The following is a 19,811-nucleotide window of genomic DNA, read 5'->3' on the forward strand; positions in this document are numbered from 1 at the left end:
GACTTTCGTACAGGCATGGAAAAGCCCCCGCCGTCCACTCCGCGCACCGAGCCCACCGACGCGGACGTCGAGGCCTTCAAGCAGCAGCTCGGGCGTCCGCCGCGCGGGCTGCGCGCGATCGCGCACCGTTGCCCGTGCGGACAGCCGGACGTGGTGGAGACGGCCCCCCGCCTCCCCGACGGCACCCCCTTCCCGACGACGTACTACCTCACGTGCCCGCGCGCGGCTTCGGCGATCGGCACCCTTGAGGCGAACGGCGTGATGAAGGAGATGACGGCGAGGCTGGAGTCCGATCCCGAACTCGCCGCCGCGTACCGTGCCGCGCACGAGGACTACGTCGCGCGCCGCGACGCCATCGAGGTCCTGGAGGGCTTCCCGAGCGCGGGCGGCATGCCGGACCGCGTGAAGTGCCTGCACGTCCTGGTGGGCCACTCCCTGGCCGCGGGCCCGGGCGTCAACCCGCTCGGCGACGAGGCGATCGCCATGCTGCCGGAGTGGTGGGCCAAGGGGCCGTGCGTGACGGTGCCGAAGGAGGACGAGAAGTGACCCGTGTCGCCGCCGTCGACTGCGGTACGAACTCGATCCGCCTCCTCGTCGCCGACGTGGACCCCGCGACGGGTCAACTCGTCGACCTGGACCGGCGGATGACGATCGTGCGGCTCGGCCAGGGCGTGGACAGGACCGGCCGGCTGGCCCCCGAGGCGTTGGAGCGGACCTTCGCGGCCTGCCGCGACTACGCGGCGGTCATCAAGGAACTCGGCGCCGAACGCCTCCGCTTCGTCGCCACGTCGGCCTCCCGCGACGCCTCGAACCGCGACGACTTCGTCCGCGGGGTCGTGGACATCCTCGGCGTCGAACCGGAGGTCATCACCGGCGACGAGGAGGCGGAACTCTCCTTCACCGGCGCGACGAAGGAACTCACCGGCCGCGACGACCTCGCGAAGCCCTACCTGGTCGTGGACATCGGCGGCGGCTCGACGGAGTTCGTGGTCGGCGACGACGCCGTCCGGGCCGCCCGTTCCGTGAACATCGGCTGCGTCCGCATGACCGAGCGTCACCTGGTCCGCGACGGCAAGGTCACCGACCCGCCCACCCCGGACCAGATCACGGCGATGCGCGCCGACATCGAGGCGGCCCTCGACCTCGCCGAACAGACGGTCCCGCTCCGCGAGGCCCGCACCCTGGTCGGCCTGGCCGGCTCGGTCACCACGGTCTCGGCGATCGCCCAGAACCTTCCCGAGTACGACACGGACGCCATCCACCACTCCCGCGTCTCCTACGACCGCGTCCGCGAGATCACGGAGTCCCTCCTCCGCTCCACCCACGCCGAACGCGCCGCCATCCCCTCGATGCACCCGGGCCGCGTCGACGTCATCGGAGCGGGTTCCCTCGTCCTGCTCGCGATCATGGAGCGGGTCGGAGCGACGGAGGTCGTGGTGAGCGAGCACGACATCCTGGACGGGATCGCGTTCCATACGGCACTCACGTCGTGATGATGCGGTAAGCAGCGGTTCTCGGTGGAGTCGGCGGTTCAAGGTGCGCGGGCCCGCTAGGACCCGCGTGCCTCACGGGCTGCGGTAGATGTCCCGCCGGTTGCCCACCTTGACGACGAGGATGACGAGTTCACCGTCGTTCACCTGGTAGGCGACCCGGTGGTTGCCGACCCGGAGCCGGTAGAGCCCCGATGTGCCGGTGAGTTTCTTGACGTCGGCACCCTCACGGTACGGGTCGTCGCCGAGCGCGGTCAGGGCGGTCAGGATGCGCATGGCGTCGAGCCGAGCGATGTCCCCAAGCTGCCGCTGCGCCGCCGTGGTGAACCGGAACGCGTACTTCACGCGGCGCCTTCACCGTGCTCGGTGAACAGATCTGCCAGCAGCTCGGCCATGGTCACGGTGGGGCCGTTCTCGGCCAGGACCGCTTCGGCCTCTCGGGCCAACATGACGTCGGCCGCCTCTTCCAGGGCTTCGAAGTCCGCGATCGGTACCACGGCGGCTACCGGGGTGCCGTTGCGGGTGATGACCGTCGGGGTGCCTTCCTCGGCCAGGTTGATGCGCTCCGCGAGATGGGCGCGGGCTTCCCGTATGGTCACGGTCTCCTCGGTCATGACGTCAGTGTACGCGCTTGTGTGTACACGTGGTCGAAGCGGGCGCGCAGGGCGGCTGAGGCGACGGGCTCAGGGCCATGGCCGGGGTGACCTGTGGTCGGAGGGCGGAACGTGTTCGTCGGGGGGTGGCGGTGATGGCAGTGGTGCCGTTCGACATCGTGATCGTCGTCCTGATCGGGTTGCTGATCTGGGCATTGGTCCGTTCCAGTAGTCGACGTGCCCAGGCGCGACGTCAGGCCGGGACCGGACCGACCGTTCTTCCGCGCGTCCCGCAGACACGCGACCAAGGGGGTCGTACCCCTTCCGCATCTTCACCGGCCGGTGACGCGGGGCGGCGTCCGACGCTGACGGTGGCTGCCGAGACAGCCGGAATCCTCGGGCTGTTCATCGCCCTGATCGCCCTCGTCTCCACTCGCTAGGCAGGGGCGGACGCGGGCGCGCTCCCGGCATCGAGTCCGAGGCCGCCGTGCCGGTGCCGGACGCGCACCACCAGCTTCCCCGTGGCCCGATCGTGCTCCATGTCGCCGTGGGCCTGGGCCACTTGCTCCAGCCCGTCGTACACCCGGTCGACAGGGAAGGCGAGTTGGCCGGTGGCGACCGCGTCGAGGATCTCCTGGAAGACCGTCGGGGACAGGTCGGACGCGTCGCCGAAGTAGCCCGCGAGGCGAACTCCCCTCGGCAGGTACTCGTTCGGGGAGAAGTCCCGCACCGTCCACTGGTTGGAGAGGCTGCCGCCGAAGCAGGCCGTGCCGTGGACGCGTACCGCGCGCAGGGTGTCGGGGAGGGTCGGGGTGCCGACGAGGTCGAGGGCGGCGTCGACGCCGGACGGGTACAACTCCCGTACGGCGGGCGCTACTTCGCCGGTGTCGAGGAGAGGGTGGTCGACGCCCCGCTCCTTCAGCAGAGCCAGGCGATCGGGGCGGCGGGTCGTGGACAGCACCGTCGCCCCGCGCCAGGTCGCCAGCGCCGCTGCCGCCAATCCCACCGAGGACGTGCCGCCCCGGATCAGCACGGTCTGGCCGGGTCGTAGATCCAGGCCGACGGTGAGCGAGCCGTAGGCCGTCTGCACCATCTCCGGTAGCGCGCCCAGGACTTCCCAGGGCAGTTCGGTCTCGACGGGGATCACCTGGGCCAGCGGCACCGACGTGTACTCGGCGTACCCGCCGTCGTAGGTCCGCCCCATGTCCCCCATCATCGCGACGACCTTCTGCCCGGGAGTCAGCCCACTGCCGGGCGGCGCCACGTCGACCGTGCCGGTGGCCTCGATGCCCGGCACCCGGGGAAAGCCGACACCCTCGCTCACCCCCAACCGCAGCTTCAACTCGGACCGGTTGACCCCGAACGCCTCGACCCGGATACGCACCCACCCGTCCCGCTCGGGCGGCAGCGGAAGCGTGGTCAGCCGCAGGTTCTCCACGGGGCCGGGGCCGGAGAGCTGGACGGCGCGCATGGTGCTCGGCGAGGACGTCATGGGCCTGCCAACGTGCGGCCGCATCGGCTTCATTCCCGACTCGCCCCGGATCCACGGCCGTTGGCGCACATGTAGGTCAGTTGATGTACGCGCGGCTCAGAGGTCCGCGACCAGGAGCCGGTGGCCGGCGTCGAGGGTGTCGCGGGTGAGCAGGTCGGTGTGTCGGGTGTGCCGGCGGTCTGTTGTGAGGTTGTCGGCGAGTGTTGTCAGGTCGGGGTGAGGGTGTCGGTCCGGGCTGGGTGAGCATGGAGATGTCGGTGGGTACCTCGGGGTCAGAGGTCGGCCACCAGGAGCCGGTAGCCGGCGTCGAGGGTGTCGCGGGTGAGCAGGTCGGTGTACCGGGTGTGCCGGCGGCCTGTCGTGAGGTCGTCGGCGAGTGCTGTCAGGCCGGGGGCGAGGGTGTTGTCGCCCGTTTGGGCGAGCATGGAGATGTTGGTGGGTACCTCGGGGTCGAGGTAGGCGTGCGGGCGGCGCCAGTACGCCGCGCCGAAACCGTCCGTGCAGTCGTGCGGGACCGGGACGGTCTCCAGCCGTGCCCCGCCGAGCAGCGCGGCCAGCCGTTCGGTCGGGACGGCGCGGGTGTCGTCGTAGGCGGCGGCCTGGGGGAGGTAGTCGCGGACGAGCCAGAAGCGTTCGCGGAAGACCCGCTGGTCCCAGGTCAGGACGACGACGCGGCGGCGGGCGACCCGGCGGAGTTCGGAGAGGCCCGCCGCGAGGTCGGTCCAGTGGTGGACGGTCAGCAGTGCCATGACGGCGTCGGCCGCGTCGTCGCGCAGCGGGAGGTGTTCGGCGACCGCGCACACGGCGGGTGCGGAACCGGGCGGGCGCTGGGCGAGCATGGTCCGGCTGGGTTCCACGGCGAGGAGCGTGCGCGGTGACGCGGGTTCGTAGGAGCCGGGGCCCGCGCCCACGTTGATCACGTCCTCGGCGTCCCCGAGGGCCGCGTGGATCCGCGCGGCGATGCGGGGGTCCGGGCGCCGGGTTCTGGCGTACGTCGTGCCGAGCGTGTCGTAGACGGCCATGCTTCTGAGTATGGGGAGAGCAGGGTGTGCGGAGAAGCCGCTGTGCCGACCCTTGTGACCCCGAATTGTTACCGGCCGGTATTAAACTCCTGAGCAGCCCATATAACGTATGAGCGGTTGCGGGGGCGCTCGCGGACCCCCTCCGGAACGCGTCCGTAAGAAAGTTCGTGAAGTTCTTCACAAGGAATTCTGTCCTGTGGGACGACGAGACTGGCCCGGTTGGCCCTTCCGGGGTCCCGGCGGGGCTGGGAGCGTGTTCGGAGGGGTGATGCGGGAGTGATTCGGGGGAGTTTCGGGAGGGTGTCGTGGAGGTGTGGTCCAGGAGGGCCGAAGGGGTAGAGCGGCAGCTCACGCGGCCTTGACAACGGGGCGAACCGACCCGTGGTTCCCCGCCCGCGGAGTGACTTGGATCATGCAAGTCGCGGAGGATAACACACCCCCCACCGATGCTTGTGAAGGGGCGCACGAGCGACCCCCCTGGGGCAGGTGGATACTCGATGCCATGAGCACCACGGAGCGTCCCAGGATCCTCGTAGTAGGCGGTGGGTACGTAGGCCTGTACGCAGCTCGGCGCATTCTCAAGAAGATGCGCTACGGCGAGGCGACCGTCACGGTCGTCGACCCCCGGTCGTACATGACCTACCAGCCCTTCCTCCCCGAAGCCGCCGCCGGCAGCATCTCCCCTCGGCACGTCGTCGTCCCGCTGCGACGCGTGCTGCCGAAGGCGGAGGTCCTCACCGGCCGGGTCACCACCATCGACCAGGACCGCAAGGTCGCCACGATCGCCCCCCTCGTGGGCGAGGCGTACGAGCTGCCTTTCGACTACCTGGTCATCGCGATGGGCGCGGTCTCCCGCACCTTCCCGATCCCCGGCCTCGCCGAGCAGGGCATCGGCATGAAGGGCATCGAGGAGTCCATCGGTCTGCGCAACCACGTCCTTGAGCAGCTCGACAAGGCCGACTCCACCACCGACGAGGAGATCCGCCGCAAGGCGCTCACCTTCGTCTTCGTCGGCGGCGGTTTCGCCGGTGCGGAGACCATCGGTGAGGTCGAGGACATGGCCCGGGACGCGGCCAAGTACTACAACAACGTCTCCCGCGAGGACATGCGCTTCGTCCTCGTCGACGCCGCCGACAAGATCCTCCCGGAGGTCGGCCCCAAGCTCGGCCTCTACGGCAAGGAGCACCTGGAGAGCCGCGGGATCGAGATCTACCTCTCGACCTCGATGGACTCCTGCGTCGACGGCCACGTCGTGCTGAAGAACGGCCTTGAGGTCGACTCCAACACGATCGTGTGGACGGCCGGCGTCAAGCCGAACCCCGTGCTCTCCCGCTTCGGCCTCCCGCTCGGCCCGCGCGGTCACGTCGACGCCCAGCCGACCCTCCAGGTCACCGGCACCGACTACGTCTGGGCCGCCGGCGACAACGCCCAGGTGCCCGACATCGCCTCCCGCAAGGCCGGCGTCGAGAACGCCTGGTGCCCGCCGAACGCCCAGCACGCGCTGCGCCAGGCGAAGGTCCTCGGCGACAACGTGATCTCCGGTCTGCGGGGCTTCCCGCAGAAGGAGTACTCGCACGCCAACAAGGGTGCGGTCGCCGGTCTCGGCCTGCACAAGGGCGTCGCGATGATCGTCATGGGCAAGGTGAAGATCAAGGTCAAGGGCCGTCTCGCCTGGTACATGCACCGCGGCTACCACGGTCTGGCCATGCCGACCTGGAACCGCAAGATCCGCGTCTTCGCCGACTGGACGCTCGCGATGTTCCTCAAGCGCGAGGTCGTGTCGCTCGGCGCCATGGAGAACCCCCGCGAGGAGTTCTACGAGGCCGCCAAGCCGGCACCGGCACCCGCCGCGGCCGCCGAGCCCGCTGCGGGCAAGACGGAAGCGAAGGCCAAGGCATCCTGACCGCCTCCGGTCGCCGCTGACCCGTAGTACCCGTAGTACCCGTAGTCCCTGTAATACCCGTAGTCCCTGTTACGCCCGAAGGGGCCGTCCGCCATCCGTGGTGCGGGCGGCCCCTTCGGCGTGCCGCACGCGTCACCTTCATGGTCGCTACATCTATTTTGCCTACTCGTAACGCTCAAGCAGGACTGCGATCGGGCCTGGCCGGTGTTTACGTAGTGATGGACAATTCCGGGATCCGCGTCACGGAGGTGTGCGCCATGGCTGATGCCGCGCTGCGGCTCAAATCCCTCTTCGAACAGCTACTGGGAACCCCCATTCCGGTGCGCATCCGCGCCTGGGACGGTTCCGAGGCAGGGCCGCCCGATGCGCCGACCTTGGTCGTACGCAATCGCCGCGCCCTGCGCCGACTCCTGTGGAAGCCCGGCGAACTGGGCATGGCACGCGCCTGGGTCGCCGGCGACCTGGACATCGAGGGCGACCTGTACGCCGGGCTCGACCGGATGTCCGCCCTCGTGTGGGAGCGCGGCGACGACGCCCGCACCCTCACCCAGGCCCTGCGCGACCCCGAGGTACGGTCCGCCGTCCGCGGGCTGGTCAAGCTCGGCGGGCTCCCGCTGCCGCCCGCCCCGCCCCCGGAGGAGGTCCGCCGCAGCCGGGCCCACCTCCACACCAAACGCACCGACAAACGCGCCATCAGCCACCACTACGACGTCGGCAACGACTTCTACGAGATCGTCCTCGGCCCGTCCATGGTCTACTCGTGCGCCTACTGGGACTCCCCGGACGGCAGCTTGGAGGACGCGCAGCGCGACAAGCTCGAACTCATCTGCCGCAAGCTGGAGTTGACGCCGGGGCAGCGACTCCTCGACGTCGGCTGCGGCTGGGGTTCGATGGCGATCCACGCGGCCCGCGAGTACGGCGTGAGCGTCGTCGGCGTGACCCTCTCGCAGGAACAGGCGGCCTACGCCCGTAAGCGCGTTGCCGAGGAGGGAGTCACCGACAAGGTCGAGATCCGCGTGCAGGACTACCGTGACGTCACCGACGGGCCCTACGACGCCATCTCCTCCGTCGGTATGGCCGAACACGTGGGCAGCGAGCGGTACCTGGAGTACGCCAGGGACCTCTTCGCACTGCTCAGACCGGGCGGGCGGCTGCTCAACCACCAGATCGCCCGCCGCCCGTGGCAGGACGAATCGGCGTACGACATCGACGAGTTCATCGACGCGTACGTCTTCCCCGACGGTGAACTCGCCCCCATCGGCACCACCGTGACCCAGCTGGAGAGTGCCGGGTTCGAGGTGCGGGACGTCGAGGCGATCCGCGAGCACTACGCGCTCACCCTGCGCCGCTGGGTCGCCAACCTGGAGTCCGAGTGGCGGCGCGCGGTCGGGATCGTCGGCGCCAGGCGGGCCCGCGTGTGGCGCCTCTACATGGCGGCCTCCGTGCTCGGCTTCGAGCGCAACCGCATAGGGGTCAACCAGGTGTTGGCCGTCCGGACCCCCGAACCAGGTGATTCCGGAATGCCGTTGCGCGCCCGCACCTGGAACTGAGCACGCGCGGGAGAGAACAGTAAGGGGCCCCGTTCCGCACCGGAACGGGGCCCCAACTCATGTACCGCTACTCGGACTTGATGGCCGACAGCATGTTCAGCCTGGCCGCGCGCCGGGCCGGCCACAGGGCCGCCAGGACACCGACCGTGCCGGCGAGGAGCAGGAAGAGCGCCATCCGGGCCCAGGGGACGACCAGTTCGTACGTCGCCATCTTCGAGCCGATCAGCTCGCCGGCCGCCCAGCCGAAGAACACGCCGAGACCGATGCCGAGCACCCCGCCGAAGAGCGAGATCACCAGGGACTCCAGCCGGACCATCCGCTTGATGCCCTTGCGGTCGAGGCCGATCGCGCGCAGCATCCCGATCTCCTGCGAGCGCTCGAAGACCGACATGGCCAGGGTGTTGATGACCCCGAGGACCGCGACGATCACCGCCATCGCGAGCAGGCCGTAGACCATGTTGAGAATCAGGGTGAAGACCTGCGCGATGCTGTCGGAGAGGTCCTTCTTGTCCTGGACCTTGACGGCCGGGTTGGAGCCGAGGGCCTTCTCCAGCCGGTCCTTCGTCGAACTCGACGCCCCGTCGGCGGTCTTGACCAGGATCTGCATGTCGGCCGGGTCGGTCTGGTGCGGGGCGAGCGTCGCGTTGTCGAGCATGATGCCGCGGATCAGCGCGTTGCCCTCGTAGACCGCGGAGACGGTGAGTCGCTGCGCCTTACCGTCCTCGTAGTGCGTGGTGAAGGTCGAACCGGCCTTCCAGCCATAGGACTTGGCCGTGTCGTCGTCCACGACGACCTGCGTGCCGGCGACCTTGAAGGTGCCGCTGTCGACCTTGAGGTCGGTGAGCTTGCCGATGGCGGAGCCGTTGACGCCCGTCAGGAATTCGGACTCGCCGTCGATGCGCGAGGGGGCGTTGCGCAGCGGGCTGGTGGCGGTGATGCCGGAGGTGGTGGTGAGGGTCTTGTCGACGTCCGGGGAGAGCGAGTTGCCGTTCGCCATCGACACGATGTAGTCGGCGCTGATCGCGGACGAGGCCATCTTGTCGATCGCCTGCTGGAGGCTGCCCGCCATCACCGTCATGCCGGTGATGAGGGTGAGGCCGATCATCAGCGCCGACGCGGTGGCGGCCGTACGGCGCGGGTTGCGCACCGAGTTCTGGCGGGCCAGCTTGCCGGAGATCCCGAAGATCCGCAGCACCGGGGCGGAGGCCGCGATCAGCGGGCGGGACAGCAGCGGGGTCAGGATGAACACACCGATGATGAGGAGTACGGCGCCGACGCCCATGGGCGCCTGGCCGTCCGAACCGCTCATCGTGGTGGCCGCGATGACGACGGCGACGCCCGCGCCGGAGAACAGCGCGCCCAGCGTGTTGCGCAGGACCAGGGACTTGGTGGTGGCCGTCGCGTGCAGGCTGCTCATCGCGGCGACCGGCGGGATCTTCGCGGCCCGGCGGCCGGGCAGCCAGGCGGCGAGCATGGTGATGAGGATGCCGACCGCGAGGGCGCTCAGCACCGTGTTCGAGGTGATGACCAGCGGGCCGTCCGGGACGGTCGCGCCGATCGTGCCCATCAGGGCGCGCAGTCCGGCGCCGATGCCGATACCGGCGAGCAGACCGGCCACCGCGGCGATCGCGCCGACCACGAACGCCTCAAGGAGCACCGACCGCGTGACCTGCCGGCGCGAGGCGCCCACGGCGCGCAACAGGGCCAGTTCCTTGGTGCGTTGGGCGACCAGCATGGTGAAGGTGTTGGCGATGATGAACGTGCCGACGAAGAGCGCGATGCCGGCGAAGACCAGCAGCCCCGACTTCAGCCCGCTCATCGACGAGGCGATCGTCTCGGCCTGGTCGTCGGCGAGCTTCTTGGCGGTGGTGGTCTCGGTGAGGCCCTTCGGCAGGGCGCTGTCCAACTGCGTCTTCAACGCGGCCTGACTGGTACCGGCCGCGGCCTTCACATCGATCTCGTCGTACGTCCCCGCCTTGCCGAACAACTTCTGCGCGGTCGCGGTGTCGAAGAGGGCGAGGCTGCCGCCGGCGGCGACGTTGCCGTCGTCGGTGGTGAAGATGCCGGTGATCTTCGGGGTCAGCACCGGGCCGTCGACCGAGATGCGCACGGTGTCGCCGACCTTGTACCCGGCACGCTTGGCGGTCTCGGAGTCGATGGCGACCTGGTCGGAACCGTGCGGTGCGGCACCGGAGGTGAGGGGATAACGGGCGTCCTTGCCACCCCAGTAGTTCCCGCCCTCGGACTGGAAGCCGCCGCCGATGAGCTTGCCCTTCTTGTCGGCGATGGCGGTGAAGCCGTTGACGACCCCGGTCGCGGACGCGGCCCCCGGCACCTTGGCGCTGGTGTCGAGCATGGCCTGGGTCAGCTCGGGCGTCTTGCCGACCGTGTCGCCCTTGTCGTCCTGGTACTTGGCCTCCACGGCCACGTCGACCTGGTCGAAGCCCTTGGCCGAGCTGTTCTGGAACGCGTTCGAGATGGTGTTGGTGAAGACCAGGGTCCCCGACACGAACGCGACGCCGAGCATCACGGCGAGCACGGTCATGAGGAGCCGGGCCTTGTGCGCGAGTACGTTGCGCAAGGCGGTACGGAACATGGGTTGTCTCAGTCCAGGTCTACGAGGGGCTGGCCGGGCGGTGGGGATGGGTACCGGGGCGGTGAGGTCGGGGGCCGGGCTTTGACATCGCGGCCGGGGCGGTGGAGCTGGGCGCTGGGGCTGCGAAGCCAGTTGCCGGGGCAGCGAGGTCGGGCGCCCCGGCGGTGAAGCCGGGTGCGGGGGTTTTGACCTTGCGGCCGGGGTGGCGGAGTCGGGTCTGGGGCGGCGGAGTTGAGGGCCGGGCGATGGAGTCGAGGTCCCGGGCGGCGGAGTCGAAGCCCCGGTGGTGAAGCTGGAGGCGGGGGTTTTGACCTTGTGGCGAGGGTGGTGGAGTTGGTTGCTGCGGATGCGAAGTCAGTTGTCCGGGCGGTGAGGTCGTGTGTTCCGGCGGTGAAGTCGAGGGCCGGGGTGGCGGAGTCGAGGGCCGGGGTGGCGAAGTCGGGTCTGGGGCAGCGGAGTTGAAGGCCGGGCGATGGAGTCGGGGCCCCGGGCAGTGGAGTCGAAGCCCCGGTGGTGAAGCTGGAGGCGGGGGTTTTGACCTTGTGGCCAGGGTGGTGGAGTTGGTTGCTGCGGATGCGAAGTCAGGTGGCCGGGGCGGTGAGGTCGTGTGTCCCGGCGGCGGAGTCGAGGGCCGGGGTGGCGAAGTCGGGTCTGGGGCGGCGGAGTTGAGGGCCGGGCGATGGGTTCGAGGTCCCGGGCAGTGGAGTCGAAGCCTCGGTGGTGAAGCCGGAGGCCGGGGTGGTGAAGGTGGGGGGCAGGTGTCTTAGTGGCTAACCTGTGTGCCCGCCGCGCGAGTTGAGGGACCGTCAACGGGATCGCCGGGTCAGTCGGGCGCCCTGCTGATGGAACGTCAGCTGGTGCGGACCTTCGCGTCGAACTGCTTCATGCGGTCCAGTACCGAGTCCGCCGTCGGCTCGTAGACCTCGTCGACGATGCGGCCGTCCGCGAGGAAGACCACCCGGTCCGCGTACGCCGCCGCGACCGGGTCGTGGGTGACCATGACCACCGTCTGGCCCAACTCCCGTACGGAGTTGCGGAGGAAGCCCAGCACCTCGGCGCCGGAGCGCGAGTCGAGGTTTCCGGTCGGCTCGTCGCCGAAGATGATGTCGGGGCGGGAGGCCAACGCCCTTGCCACGGCGACGCGTTGCTGCTGGCCGCCGGAGAGCTCGGACGGCCGGTGCTTCAGCCGGTCGGCGAGGCCGATCATCGTGATCACCGAGTCCAGCCACTGCTTGTCCGGCTTGCGGCCCGCGATGTCCATGGGGAGCGTGATGTTCTCCAGGGCCGTCAGTGTCGGCAGCAGGTTGAACGCCTGGAAGATGAAACCGATCTTGTCCCGGCGCAACTTCGTGAGCTGCTTGTCCTTCAGGGAGCCCAGCTCGGTGTCACCGATGCGCACGGAACCGGACGAGAAGGTGTCCAGGCCGGCCACGCAGTGCATCAGCGTGGACTTGCCGGACCCCGAGGGACCCATGATCGCGGTGAACTCCGCCTGCCGGAAGGCGATGGAGACCCGGTCGAGGGCGACCACCTGGGTCTCGCCCTGTCCGTAGATCTTGGAAAGATCCGTGGCACGCGCGGCCACGGAGGTGGTCCGGTCGGCGATGGGGGTGGTGGTCACGGAGGGCGCTCCTGTCGGGACGACGGTATTGCTGGATACGCCACCCATCCTCTCCGCCCCATCGCGCCGTGTAGTCAGCCGCTGTTCCGGTTCCGGGGGCAGCCTTCAGTCGGACTGCGCTCAGCGCTGTCATACCTGGGGATGAGGACCACCCCCGAGACGGCCCCTGAGACAGCCGCCGGGACGGTCCCCGAGTCCGCCCCTGGGCCCGCCTCTGCCGGCGATCACGTCAAGAACCGGTGGAGCACCCTCGTTCGGGCGGTGAAATTCCGTCATTCCGCATACGAGGCCCCAGATCGCACGCAAGGCTGTTGGCAAGTGCTGATGGCGCATTCAGTGGTCTGATGCACCCTCAGACATCAATAAAATAAGACAACATCGGTCCGCCTGCCCGCTGTTGGGGACGCGCGCCCCGATAGGCTCGTGACCTCGATGCGGAGCCCACGGCCTGCCCGGATGGTGGAATGCAGACACGGCGAGCTTAAACCTCGCTGCCCCTTCGCGGGCGTGCCGGTTCAAGTCCGGCTCCGGGCACCATCGCAGTTACTCGGCATGACGCATGGCAACGGTGTGTTGCCTCGGTGTCCCCTCGGTGGCCGTCGCCACCCCCTTCCCGACCGTTGACAGGTGACCCGTGCGGTCGGAGACTTGAGTCGTACCGATGAGGTGAAGAGAACTTCACCAGGCGAACATCGATCAGGTCAGAGCAAGCGATCAAACAGGAACGACCGCCACCGAACGGCTCACCCCCGAAGGGAACGTCCGATGCGTACCACCGTCGGCATCATCGGAGCCGGCCCCGCCGGGCTCCTCCTCGCCCGGCTGCTGCACAACGCCGGGATCGACTCGGTCGTGCTGGAGAGCCGGGACCGGGAGTACGTCGAGCACCGGCAGCGGGCCGGGATCCTGGAGCAGGGCACGGTCGACGTGCTGCGGGCGGCCGGGGCCGGTGGGCGGATGGACCGGGAGGGGCTGCGGCACGACGGGATCGAGCTGCGGTTCGACCGGAAGCGGCACCGCGTCGACTTCCCGGCCCTCACCGGCGGCCGTAGCGTCACCGTCTACGCGCAGACCGAGGTGTGCAAGGACCTGATCGCCCTTCAACTCGCCGACGGCGGACCGCTGTTGTTCGAGGCGGAGGCGCTGGAGGTGGAGGGGGCCGACACCGACCACCCCCGCGTCCGCTTCCGGCACCAAGGCCGCGAGGACGTCCTCGACTGCGACTACGTCGTCGGGTGCGACGGCTTCTGGGGCGTCGCCCGCAACGCCGTCCCCGCCGAACTCGTCCGCGTCTTCGAACGGTCGTACCCCTACGCCTGGCTCGGCATTCTCGCCGACGTCGCGCCCTCCCACGACGAGCTGGTCTACGCCCGCCACGAGCGCGGCTTCGCCCTCCTCTCCATGCGCTCCCCGTCCGTCTCCCGTCTCTACCTCCAGGTGGAGGAGGGCGCGGACGCCGAGAAGTGGGGCGACGACGACATCTGGAGCGAACTGGAGCGACGGTTCGAGACCGAGGACGGGTGGCGGCTGGAGCGCGGCCCCATCACCCAGAAGTCCGTCACCCCCATGCGGTCGTACGTCCATGAGCCCATGCGGTACGGGCGGCTCTTCCTCGCCGGTGACGCCGCGCACATCGTGCCGCCGACCGGTGCCAAGGGGCTCAACCTCGCCGTCGGTGACGTCGTCACCTTCGCGAGGGCGCTGACGTACAAGAAGGAGACGGGGAGCGAGGAGCGGCTCGACGGGTACTCCGCCACCTGTCTGCGGCGGGTGTGGCAGGCGGAGCGGTTCTCCTACGACATGACGAGCCTCCTGCACCGCGCGCCCGACGCGACGGCCTTCGAAGGGCGGCTCCAACTGGCCAGGCTGGAGCGGATCGCGACCTCGCGGGCGGCCGAGACGGATCTTGCCGAGGCGTACACCGGGTTCCCTTTCGAGGAGCAGGGATAAGAGGGCTCCAAGGGGGGCGTCACGGCTTGGTACCAGTGTTCGCACGGCGTGCGATCCACCGCGTACCTTGGCAGGACGAGGGGAAGATCCTCCCCAAGAGGTAGGGTCAATCCTTTGCCTACCTATTACTCTTGAGCCCAAGGCCGCGCGAGGCGGCCATGGAGGAGTGAAATGAGGAGCAGAAACCCGGTCTTCTCGCGACGGGGGTTCAGCCGCGACAACGGCTACGCGGGCTTCAACACCGCGCCGCAGGCCGGGGGCCCCGCCGTAGGCACGCAGGGCAACCCCTACGCGGGCGGCAACCCGTACGCGCAGAACCCGTACGCCCAGCAGGACCTTCAGCAGGGTGCACCGCCGCAGGCCCCGGCCACCACCGGCCGGATGACCATGGACGACGTCGTCCTGCGCACCGGCACCACCCTCGGCACGCTGATCGTGACGGCCGCGCTCGCCTGGGCGCTGCTTCCGGTCGACGACGCCAACATCGGCCGTTCGTACGGCATCGGGATCGGCGCCGCGCTGGTCGCGATGGTCCTGGCGTTCGTCCAGTCCTTCAAGCGCAAGCCCGTCCCGGCGCTGATCCTGTCGTACGCCGCACTGGAAGGCGTCTTCCTCGGCGTCGTCTCCAGCGTCGTCGACAACCGCATCGCGAGCGGCGCGGCCATGCAGGCCGTGATCGGCACGATGGCGGTCTTCGCCGGTGTGCTCATCGCGTACCGCGCGGGCTGGATCCGCGTGAACCGCCGGTTCTACGGCTTCGTGATGGCGGCCGCGCTCGGCTTCGTGCTGCTGATGGTCGTGAACCTGCTGTTCTCGGTGTTCGGCGGCGGTGACGGCCTCGGCTTCCGCAGCGGTCCGCTCGGCATCTTCTTCGGCGTCGTCGGGATCATCCTCGGCGCGTGCTTCCTCGCCCTCGACTTCAAGCAGGTCGAGGACGGGATCGCCTACGGCGCGCCCAAGGAAGAGGCCTGGCTCGCGGCCTTCGGGCTCACGCTGACGCTGGTGTGGATCTACATGGAGTTCCTGCGACTTCTCTCGATCCTCAACAGCAACAACTAGCGGTCCGCACGATCGCGAAAGGGCCCCGGGTTCGTTCCCGGGGCCCTTCGTCATGTCCGTGGTGCGCGCCTAGAGCAGTTTGCGCGCGGCCCTCCTCAGGTCGTACTCGTGAATGATCGCCTTGGCGTGGCCGTACGCGAGGTCGTGCTCGGCGCGGAGCCAGCTGACCTTCTCCTCGAAGCGGAAGAGGGCGGGGCCTTCGTCGACGGTGCGCAGCCAGTCGGACACTTCACGACCGGTGCAGTGAGGGATGCGGGCGAGCATGTTGCGGTGGGTCTCCTGGGAGAACACTTGGGACATCGGCGCCTCCGGACGCATGGGGTGTAAGCCGGTCCTTCAGGTCACCGTGCCTGAGCGTTCGCCCGTTGGCAACAGTCCCGGTACGGCGCGTAGTCTCGCGACGTGGTGGATACGACGCGGTTGACTCAAGCGGTGGATCACTTTGCGGACCGGCTCAGGGCTGCGCCGCAGAGTCGGTTGCAACGGGGCGCTGCCGCGGAGGCGCTGGTGCTGGCCAGGGAAATGACTCGGCGGGCGCAGTTGGTGGAGGAGCCCGGGGTGGAGCCTCGGGAGATGCCTGACGCGGGGATGTTTGCCGCCGCCGACCAAATCACCGTGGCTGTGCATGACTTCGCGCTCGTGTTGGTGAATGACGCCGAGGTTGATGAGGCGCTCGTGTTGGTTGCGGAGGCGCAGAAGAGGGCGGGGGTCTGAGGTGCGTTGGCGGCTGCGGGCGCGTCGTGGCTGGTCGCGCAGTTCCCCGCGCCCCTAAAGACCAAAAACGCAGGGCCCGCCGTGTTTTTCAGGGGCGCGGGGAACTGCGCGACCAGCCCCCACTCGCCCGCACCCGACAACGAACCGGCGCACCCCGGAAATCAAAGCGACGCTATGACCCTGTCCGCCAGGATGTAGACGTTCTCCTCGCCGCACGCGAACGTCAACGTGTAGGCGCCCGATACTCCCGAGCCGCCCAGCAGGAACGGGGTTTCGCCCGCGTGGAGGGCCGCTGCGAGGCGTTCGGCGGTTTCGCGGTGGCCCGGGGTCATGCAGAGGGTGGTGCCGTCGGCGAAGACGTAGACATCGAGGGTGCCCAGGGGGCCCGGGCGGACGTCGGCCAGTTCTACGGCGGACTCGGCCAGCTCCTCCAGCGTCGCCACCGTGCGTTCGTGGTCGTTCGCCGTCGGCGACTGGGCCGGGACGAAGTCCGGGTGGGACGGGTGGCGGCGACGGGCCGCGGCCAGTTCGGGTGACTCGCCGGCGAACTCGTCGGCGTCCGCGGACAGCTCGGTGACCGGCTCCAGCGGTTCCAGGCCCACGAAGTCGCTCTGGCGGGGCAGGAACAGCTCGCTGTCGGGCAGACCCAGCAGGGTCGGCACCTCGGTGTCGCGGGACTCCTGGGCGGCCCAGAAGGCTCGCGCCTCGGCCAGTTCCCGCTCCCGCTCCTCGGCCAGCGCCTCGGCCACGGCGGCGCGTATCTCATCCGCGTCGGTGTGGCTGCGGGCGGCGGGCACGAGCGCCCGTACGGCGGCGGCCCGGCCCTCGGCCAGTTCGGTGTGCAGGTCCGCCACCTGTCGACGGAGCACCAAGAGGGTGCGCAGGACGGCGACGCCCACGGCGCCTGTGGCGGCCGTGGTGAGCAGCAAAGCGATCGGCATGACGCTCACTGACGTACTCCCGGTTCAAAGTCGACCCCCGACTTCCTACATCAGCTTGAGGGGCGGACTAACCAGCTGTCAGTGCGTAACGTCACGAAACGGGCAGGACTTTGGGCCCGATGTTTGGTGGTGAAACGGCCCTGACCTGGGAAAATCCCTCTTCGAAGGGAGATAGGTCACATCCTGGGGGAGATTGGATCACAAATCGGCCCAGAACCCAGGTGGTTACTGGGTTCCGGGCCAAGAGGTGACGCAAAGTTCCCGTGCGATTACGGGGAGTTGGTCAGCTGAGGCGCTCGATGACCATCGCCATGCCCTGGCCGCCGCCGACGCACATCGTCTCCAGGCCGAACTGCTTGTCGTGGAACTGGAGGGAGTTGATCAGCGTGCCGGTGATGCGGGCGCCGGTCATGCCGAAGGGGTGGCCGACGGCGATCGCGCCGCCGTTCACGTTCAGCTTCTCCAGCGGGATGTTCAGGTCGCGGTAGGACGGGATCACCTGGGCGGCGAACGCCTCGTTGATCTCGAACAGGTCGATGTCGTCGACGGTGAGACCGGCACGGCCCAGCGCCTGCTTGGACGCCTCGACCGGGCCGAGGCCCATGATCTCGGGGGAGAGGCCGGAGACGCCGGTCGCCACGATCCGGGCCAGCGGCGTGAGGCCGAGCTCGCGGGCCTTCGTGTCGCTCATGATGACCACCGCGGCGGCGCCGTCGTTCAGCGGGCAGCAGTTGCCGGCCGTGACCAGGCCGTCGGGGCGGAACACCGGCTTGAGGCCGGAGACGCCCTCCAGGGTGACGCCGGCGCGCGGGCCGTCGTCCTTCGACACGACCGTGCCGTCGGGCAGCGTGACCGGGGTGATCTCGCGCTCCCAGAAGCCGTTCTTGATGGCTTCCTCGGCGAGGTTCTGCGAGCGGACGCCGAACTCGTCCATGTCCTGGCGGGTGACGCCCTTGATCCGGGCGAGGTTCTCCGCGGTCTGGCCCATCGCGATGTACGGGTCGGGGAGCAGGCCGTCCTCACGCGGGTCGTGCCAGCTGGAGCCCTCGGACGTGGCGGTGGCGACGGTGCGCGCCTGCGCCCCGTCGAAGATCGGGTTCGTGGTGCCCGGGAGGCCGTCCGAGCTGCCCTTGGCGTAACGGGAGACCATCTCGACGCCGGCCGAGATGAAGACGTCGCCCTCGCCGGCCTTGATGGCGTGCAGGGCCATGCGGCTGGTCTGGAGGGACGAGGAACAGTAGCGGGTGATCGTGCAGCCCGGCAGGTGGTCCATGCCCATCTGTACGGCGACGATCCGGCCGAGGTTGTAGCCCTGCTCGCCGCCGGGGAGGCCGCAGCCGAGCATCAGGTCCTCGATGAGCTTCGGGTCCAGCTCGGGGATCTTGGCGAGGGCGGCCTGGATGATCGTGGCGGTGAGGTCGTCGGGGCGCAGGTCCTTGAGGGAGCCCTTGACGGCGCGGCCGATGGGGGAGCGGGCGGTCGAGACGATGACGGCTTCGGGCATCACGGCTCCATTGGCGTATGTGCGGGGACTGGCACGGCTTTCTTGGGAAGTTACCCGCACGTATGGCGCAGGTCACGGGGATCGCTGTGTGACCCTGACCGCAGTTTTCTAAGCGCTTGCTTGGGCCTTTGGAGGATGGGCGGGCGGGCCGGTGGGGGTGGGCGTCCCTCGGGGCTGCGCCCCCAGACCCCCATCGGCCCTGAAGGGGCCTCGTCCTCAAACGCCGGACGGGCTGGAAGGTGCCGCCTCGGGTTCCGGTACCCGGCGCCGCTTCCGCCGCTTCAGCAACGCCCACGGACCCCGTGGCCCGGTCGGCATCGCCGCCGTGACCTCCGTGCCCGGCTCCGAAGCCGCCTCCGCGGCGGCGCGGGCCACCGGCAGGAAGCCCTCGCGGCGGGACGCGTCCGGGCGGTCCTCTTCCGCCGGCCAGAGGCCCAGGGCGGCGCACACCGTCGGCAGGACGGCCATCGCCGCCGTCGCGTAGCCCTCCGCCGAGGGGTGGAAGTTGTCCGGGCCGAACAGCTCGCGGGGGTTCGCCGCGAACTCGGGGCCCAGCAGGTCGCCCAACGACACCGTGCGGCCGCCCTGCTCGACCGTGCCGATCGTCTGGGCCGCGGCCAGCTGTCTGGACGCGCGGCGGGCCAGCCAGCGCAGCGGCTGCTGGACCTGCTCGACCGTCCCGAGGTCGGGACAGGTGCCGACGACCACCTCGGCGCCGGCCGTGCGCAGCCGCCGTACCGTCGCCGAGAGGTGGCGGACCGAGCGGGTCGGGTGCATGCGGTGGGTGACGTCGTTCGCGCCGATCATGATCACGCAGACGTCGGGTACCCGGGTGGTGTCCGCGAGGGCGAGCGCCACCTGGCGGTCCAGGTCGTCGGACTGCGCGCCCGGGAGTGCCACGTTGTGCAGCTCGACCGGGCGTTCCGAGACCGCCGCGAGCCCGGACGCCAGCAGCGCGCCCGGTGTCTGCGCCGCCCGGTGGACACCCTGGCCCGCCGCCGTGGAGTCGCCGAGCATGGTCAGCCGGATCGGGGGTTCACCCGGGGTGTCGTAGACATGTCCGTACCGGCCGTCCGCGCTCGGCACATGGTTACTGCCCGGCGCATGGTCGTTGCCCACATGCCGTTTCACGAAGCGGACCTCGGCCAGCACCAGCCCGATCGCCGCCGCGCCCACCAGTCCGACCCCGCCACCGCCGTACGCCGCACCGGCCGCGATCCGCCGGGCCACCCGCGCCCTCGACATCCTCGTCATACGTCGCCGCCACCTCCTCGTAGCCGTCATCCACTCCTTGCCCCGAACAGCACGTCGTCCAATCTCAACGGGCGGTGAACGTCATTTCGGGGCCTTACGCTGACAGGACCATTCACGACACT

General features: G+C 69.5%; 18 protein-coding genes and 1 tRNA gene. 9 read left to right on the top strand and 10 right to left on the bottom strand.

The features are described from left to right. The first annotated feature begins 15 nt into the window (after positions 1–15). On the top strand, positions 16–546 hold the full coding sequence (locus OG226_RS29670; protein ID WP_328682762.1) for a DUF501 domain-containing protein: 531 nt from the start codon (positions 16–18) through the stop codon (positions 544–546). Then, positions 543–1,493, top strand: coding sequence for a Ppx/GppA phosphatase family protein (locus OG226_RS29675; RefSeq protein ID WP_328682764.1), 951 nt, complete (start codon positions 543–545; stop codon positions 1,491–1,493). The genes OG226_RS29670 and OG226_RS29675 overlap by 4 nt, the downstream gene beginning before the upstream one ends. Before the next feature lie 72 nt (positions 1,494–1,565). Here the strand turns inward: OG226_RS29675 and OG226_RS29680 are convergent, their stop codons facing one another. Together OG226_RS29680 and OG226_RS29685 are read right to left on the bottom strand one after the other, a co-directional pair. Then, positions 1,566–1,835: a type II toxin-antitoxin system RelE family toxin gene (locus OG226_RS29680; RefSeq protein WP_328682766.1), complete on the bottom strand. Its 270-nt coding sequence runs from the start codon at positions 1,833–1,835 to the stop codon at positions 1,566–1,568. Next, a complete protein-coding gene (locus tag OG226_RS29685) occupies positions 1,832–2,104 on the bottom strand; it encodes a type II toxin-antitoxin system Phd/YefM family antitoxin (protein ID WP_328682769.1) in 273 nt (90 codons plus the stop codon). The genes OG226_RS29680 and OG226_RS29685 overlap by 4 nt, the downstream gene beginning before the upstream one ends. Before the next feature lie 134 nt (positions 2,105–2,238). Here OG226_RS29685 and OG226_RS29690 point away from each other — a divergent pair, with 134 nt between their 5' ends. Further along, positions 2,239–2,523 carry a hypothetical protein gene (locus OG226_RS29690; protein ID WP_329350551.1) on the top strand — a complete coding sequence of 95 codons (285 nt, stop codon included), beginning with the start codon at positions 2,239–2,241 and terminating at the stop codon, positions 2,521–2,523. On the opposite strand, the gene OG226_RS29695 is transcribed toward OG226_RS29690, so the two are convergent. Both OG226_RS29695 and OG226_RS29700 read right to left on the bottom strand, forming a co-directional pair. After that, on the bottom strand, positions 2,520–3,575 hold the full coding sequence (locus OG226_RS29695; RefSeq protein ID WP_329350552.1) for a zinc-binding dehydrogenase: 1,056 nt from the start codon (positions 3,573–3,575) through the stop codon (positions 2,520–2,522). The genes OG226_RS29690 and OG226_RS29695 overlap by 4 nt on opposite strands. A 272-nt stretch (positions 3,576–3,847) precedes the next feature. Beyond that, positions 3,848–4,597, bottom strand: a complete 750-nt coding sequence (locus OG226_RS29700; protein ID WP_329350553.1) for a class I SAM-dependent methyltransferase — start codon at positions 4,595–4,597, stop codon at positions 3,848–3,850. A 502-nt stretch (positions 4,598–5,099) separates the two neighbouring features. On the opposite strand from OG226_RS29700, the gene OG226_RS29705 reads away from it, so the two are divergent. After that, on the top strand, positions 5,100–6,500 hold the full coding sequence (locus OG226_RS29705) for an NAD(P)/FAD-dependent oxidoreductase (RefSeq protein WP_328682777.1): 1,401 nt from the start codon (positions 5,100–5,102) through the stop codon (positions 6,498–6,500). A 257-nt stretch (positions 6,501–6,757) separates the two neighbouring features. Continuing rightward, positions 6,758–8,050, top strand: a complete 1,293-nt coding sequence (locus OG226_RS29710; RefSeq protein ID WP_329350554.1) for a cyclopropane-fatty-acyl-phospholipid synthase family protein — start codon at positions 6,758–6,760, stop codon at positions 8,048–8,050. Between the two features lie 67 nt (positions 8,051–8,117). Here OG226_RS29710 and OG226_RS29715 read toward each other — a convergent pair whose 3' ends face one another. Both OG226_RS29715 and OG226_RS29720 read right to left on the bottom strand, forming a co-directional pair. Further along, positions 8,118–10,646, bottom strand: a complete 2,529-nt coding sequence (locus OG226_RS29715) for an ABC transporter permease (protein ID WP_328682780.1) — start codon at positions 10,644–10,646, stop codon at positions 8,118–8,120. Between the two features lie 850 nt (positions 10,647–11,496). Continuing rightward, positions 11,497–12,267, bottom strand: a complete 771-nt coding sequence (locus OG226_RS29720) for an ABC transporter ATP-binding protein (RefSeq protein ID WP_328682782.1) — start codon at positions 12,265–12,267, stop codon at positions 11,497–11,499. Between the two features lie 450 nt (positions 12,268–12,717). On the opposite strand from OG226_RS29720, the gene OG226_RS29725 reads away from it, so the two are divergent. From OG226_RS29725 to OG226_RS29735, 3 genes are all read left to right on the top strand, one after another. Continuing rightward, positions 12,718–12,804 (top strand) — tRNA-Leu (locus tag OG226_RS29725). Positions 12,805–13,032: 228 nt separating this feature from the next. Next, on the top strand, positions 13,033–14,217 hold the full coding sequence (locus tag OG226_RS29730) for a 4-hydroxybenzoate 3-monooxygenase (RefSeq protein WP_329350555.1): 1,185 nt from the start codon (positions 13,033–13,035) through the stop codon (positions 14,215–14,217). Positions 14,218–14,388: 171 nt separating this feature from the next. Beyond that, positions 14,389–15,276, top strand: coding sequence for a Bax inhibitor-1/YccA family protein (locus OG226_RS29735; protein WP_328682785.1), 888 nt, complete (start codon positions 14,389–14,391; stop codon positions 15,274–15,276). Positions 15,277–15,345: 69 nt separating this feature from the next. On the opposite strand, the gene OG226_RS29740 is transcribed toward OG226_RS29735, so the two are convergent. Next, positions 15,346–15,576 (bottom strand): DUF4287 domain-containing protein, encoded by a 231-nt coding sequence (locus OG226_RS29740; RefSeq protein ID WP_026151524.1) that lies wholly within the window; start codon positions 15,574–15,576, stop codon positions 15,346–15,348. Positions 15,577–15,678: 102 nt separating this feature from the next. Here OG226_RS29740 and OG226_RS29745 point away from each other — a divergent pair, with 102 nt between their 5' ends. After that, positions 15,679–15,990 carry a hypothetical protein gene (locus tag OG226_RS29745; protein ID WP_329350556.1) on the top strand — a complete coding sequence of 104 codons (312 nt, stop codon included), beginning with the start codon at positions 15,679–15,681 and terminating at the stop codon, positions 15,988–15,990. A 161-nt stretch (positions 15,991–16,151) separates the two neighbouring features. Here OG226_RS29745 and OG226_RS29750 read toward each other — a convergent pair whose 3' ends face one another. The 3 genes from OG226_RS29750 to OG226_RS29760 form a co-directional block, all read right to left on the bottom strand. Continuing rightward, complete coding sequence (locus tag OG226_RS29750) at positions 16,152–16,940, bottom strand: hypothetical protein (RefSeq protein WP_328682789.1); 789 nt, start codon at positions 16,938–16,940, stop codon at positions 16,152–16,154. 274 nt (positions 16,941–17,214) lie between these two features. Further along, on the bottom strand, positions 17,215–18,435 hold the full coding sequence (locus OG226_RS29755; RefSeq protein WP_329350557.1) for an acetyl-CoA C-acetyltransferase: 1,221 nt from the start codon (positions 18,433–18,435) through the stop codon (positions 17,215–17,217). A gap of 216 nt (positions 18,436–18,651) precedes the next feature. After that, the gene (locus OG226_RS29760) at positions 18,652–19,689 is read right to left on the bottom strand and encodes an SGNH/GDSL hydrolase family protein (RefSeq protein WP_328682792.1); all 1,038 of its coding nucleotides are present in this window, start codon (positions 19,687–19,689) and stop codon (positions 18,652–18,654) included. Positions 19,690–19,811 lie beyond the last annotated feature (122 nt).

Origin of the sequence: Streptomyces sp. NBC_01261, from assembly GCF_036226385.1 — a bacterium.
Taxonomy (GTDB): domain Bacteria; phylum Actinomycetota; class Actinomycetes; order Streptomycetales; family Streptomycetaceae; genus Streptomyces.

Excerpts from the sequence above, each read along its gene's own strand:
- OG226_RS29760 (WP_328682792.1), bottom strand. The coding sequence starts at position 19,689 with ATGACGAGGATGTCGAGGGCGCGGGTGGCCCGGCGGATCGCGGCCGGT.
- OG226_RS29715 (WP_328682780.1), bottom strand. The coding sequence starts at position 10,646 with ATGTTCCGTACCGCCTTGCGCAACGTACTCGCGCACAAGGCCCGGCTC.
- OG226_RS29705 (WP_328682777.1), top strand. The coding sequence starts at position 5,100 with ATGAGCACCACGGAGCGTCCCAGGATCCTCGTAGTAGGCGGTGGGTAC.
- OG226_RS29730 (WP_329350555.1), top strand. The coding sequence starts at position 13,033 with ATGCGTACCACCGTCGGCATCATCGGAGCCGGCCCCGCCGGGCTCCTC.
- OG226_RS29690 (WP_329350551.1), top strand. The coding sequence starts at position 2,239 with ATGGCAGTGGTGCCGTTCGACATCGTGATCGTCGTCCTGATCGGGTTG.
- OG226_RS29735 (WP_328682785.1), top strand. The coding sequence starts at position 14,389 with ATGAGGAGCAGAAACCCGGTCTTCTCGCGACGGGGGTTCAGCCGCGAC.
- OG226_RS29685 (WP_328682769.1), bottom strand. The coding sequence starts at position 2,104 with ATGACCGAGGAGACCGTGACCATACGGGAAGCCCGCGCCCATCTCGCG.
- OG226_RS29700 (WP_329350553.1), bottom strand. The coding sequence starts at position 4,597 with ATGGCCGTCTACGACACGCTCGGCACGACGTACGCCAGAACCCGGCGC.
- OG226_RS29740 (WP_026151524.1), bottom strand. The coding sequence starts at position 15,576 with ATGTCCCAAGTGTTCTCCCAGGAGACCCACCGCAACATGCTCGCCCGC.
- OG226_RS29710 (WP_329350554.1), top strand. The coding sequence starts at position 6,758 with ATGGCTGATGCCGCGCTGCGGCTCAAATCCCTCTTCGAACAGCTACTG.
- OG226_RS29695 (WP_329350552.1), bottom strand. The coding sequence starts at position 3,575 with ATGACGTCCTCGCCGAGCACCATGCGCGCCGTCCAGCTCTCCGGCCCC.
- OG226_RS29670 (WP_328682762.1), top strand. The coding sequence starts at position 16 with ATGGAAAAGCCCCCGCCGTCCACTCCGCGCACCGAGCCCACCGACGCG.
- OG226_RS29755 (WP_329350557.1), bottom strand. The coding sequence starts at position 18,435 with ATGCCCGAAGCCGTCATCGTCTCGACCGCCCGCTCCCCCATCGGCCGC.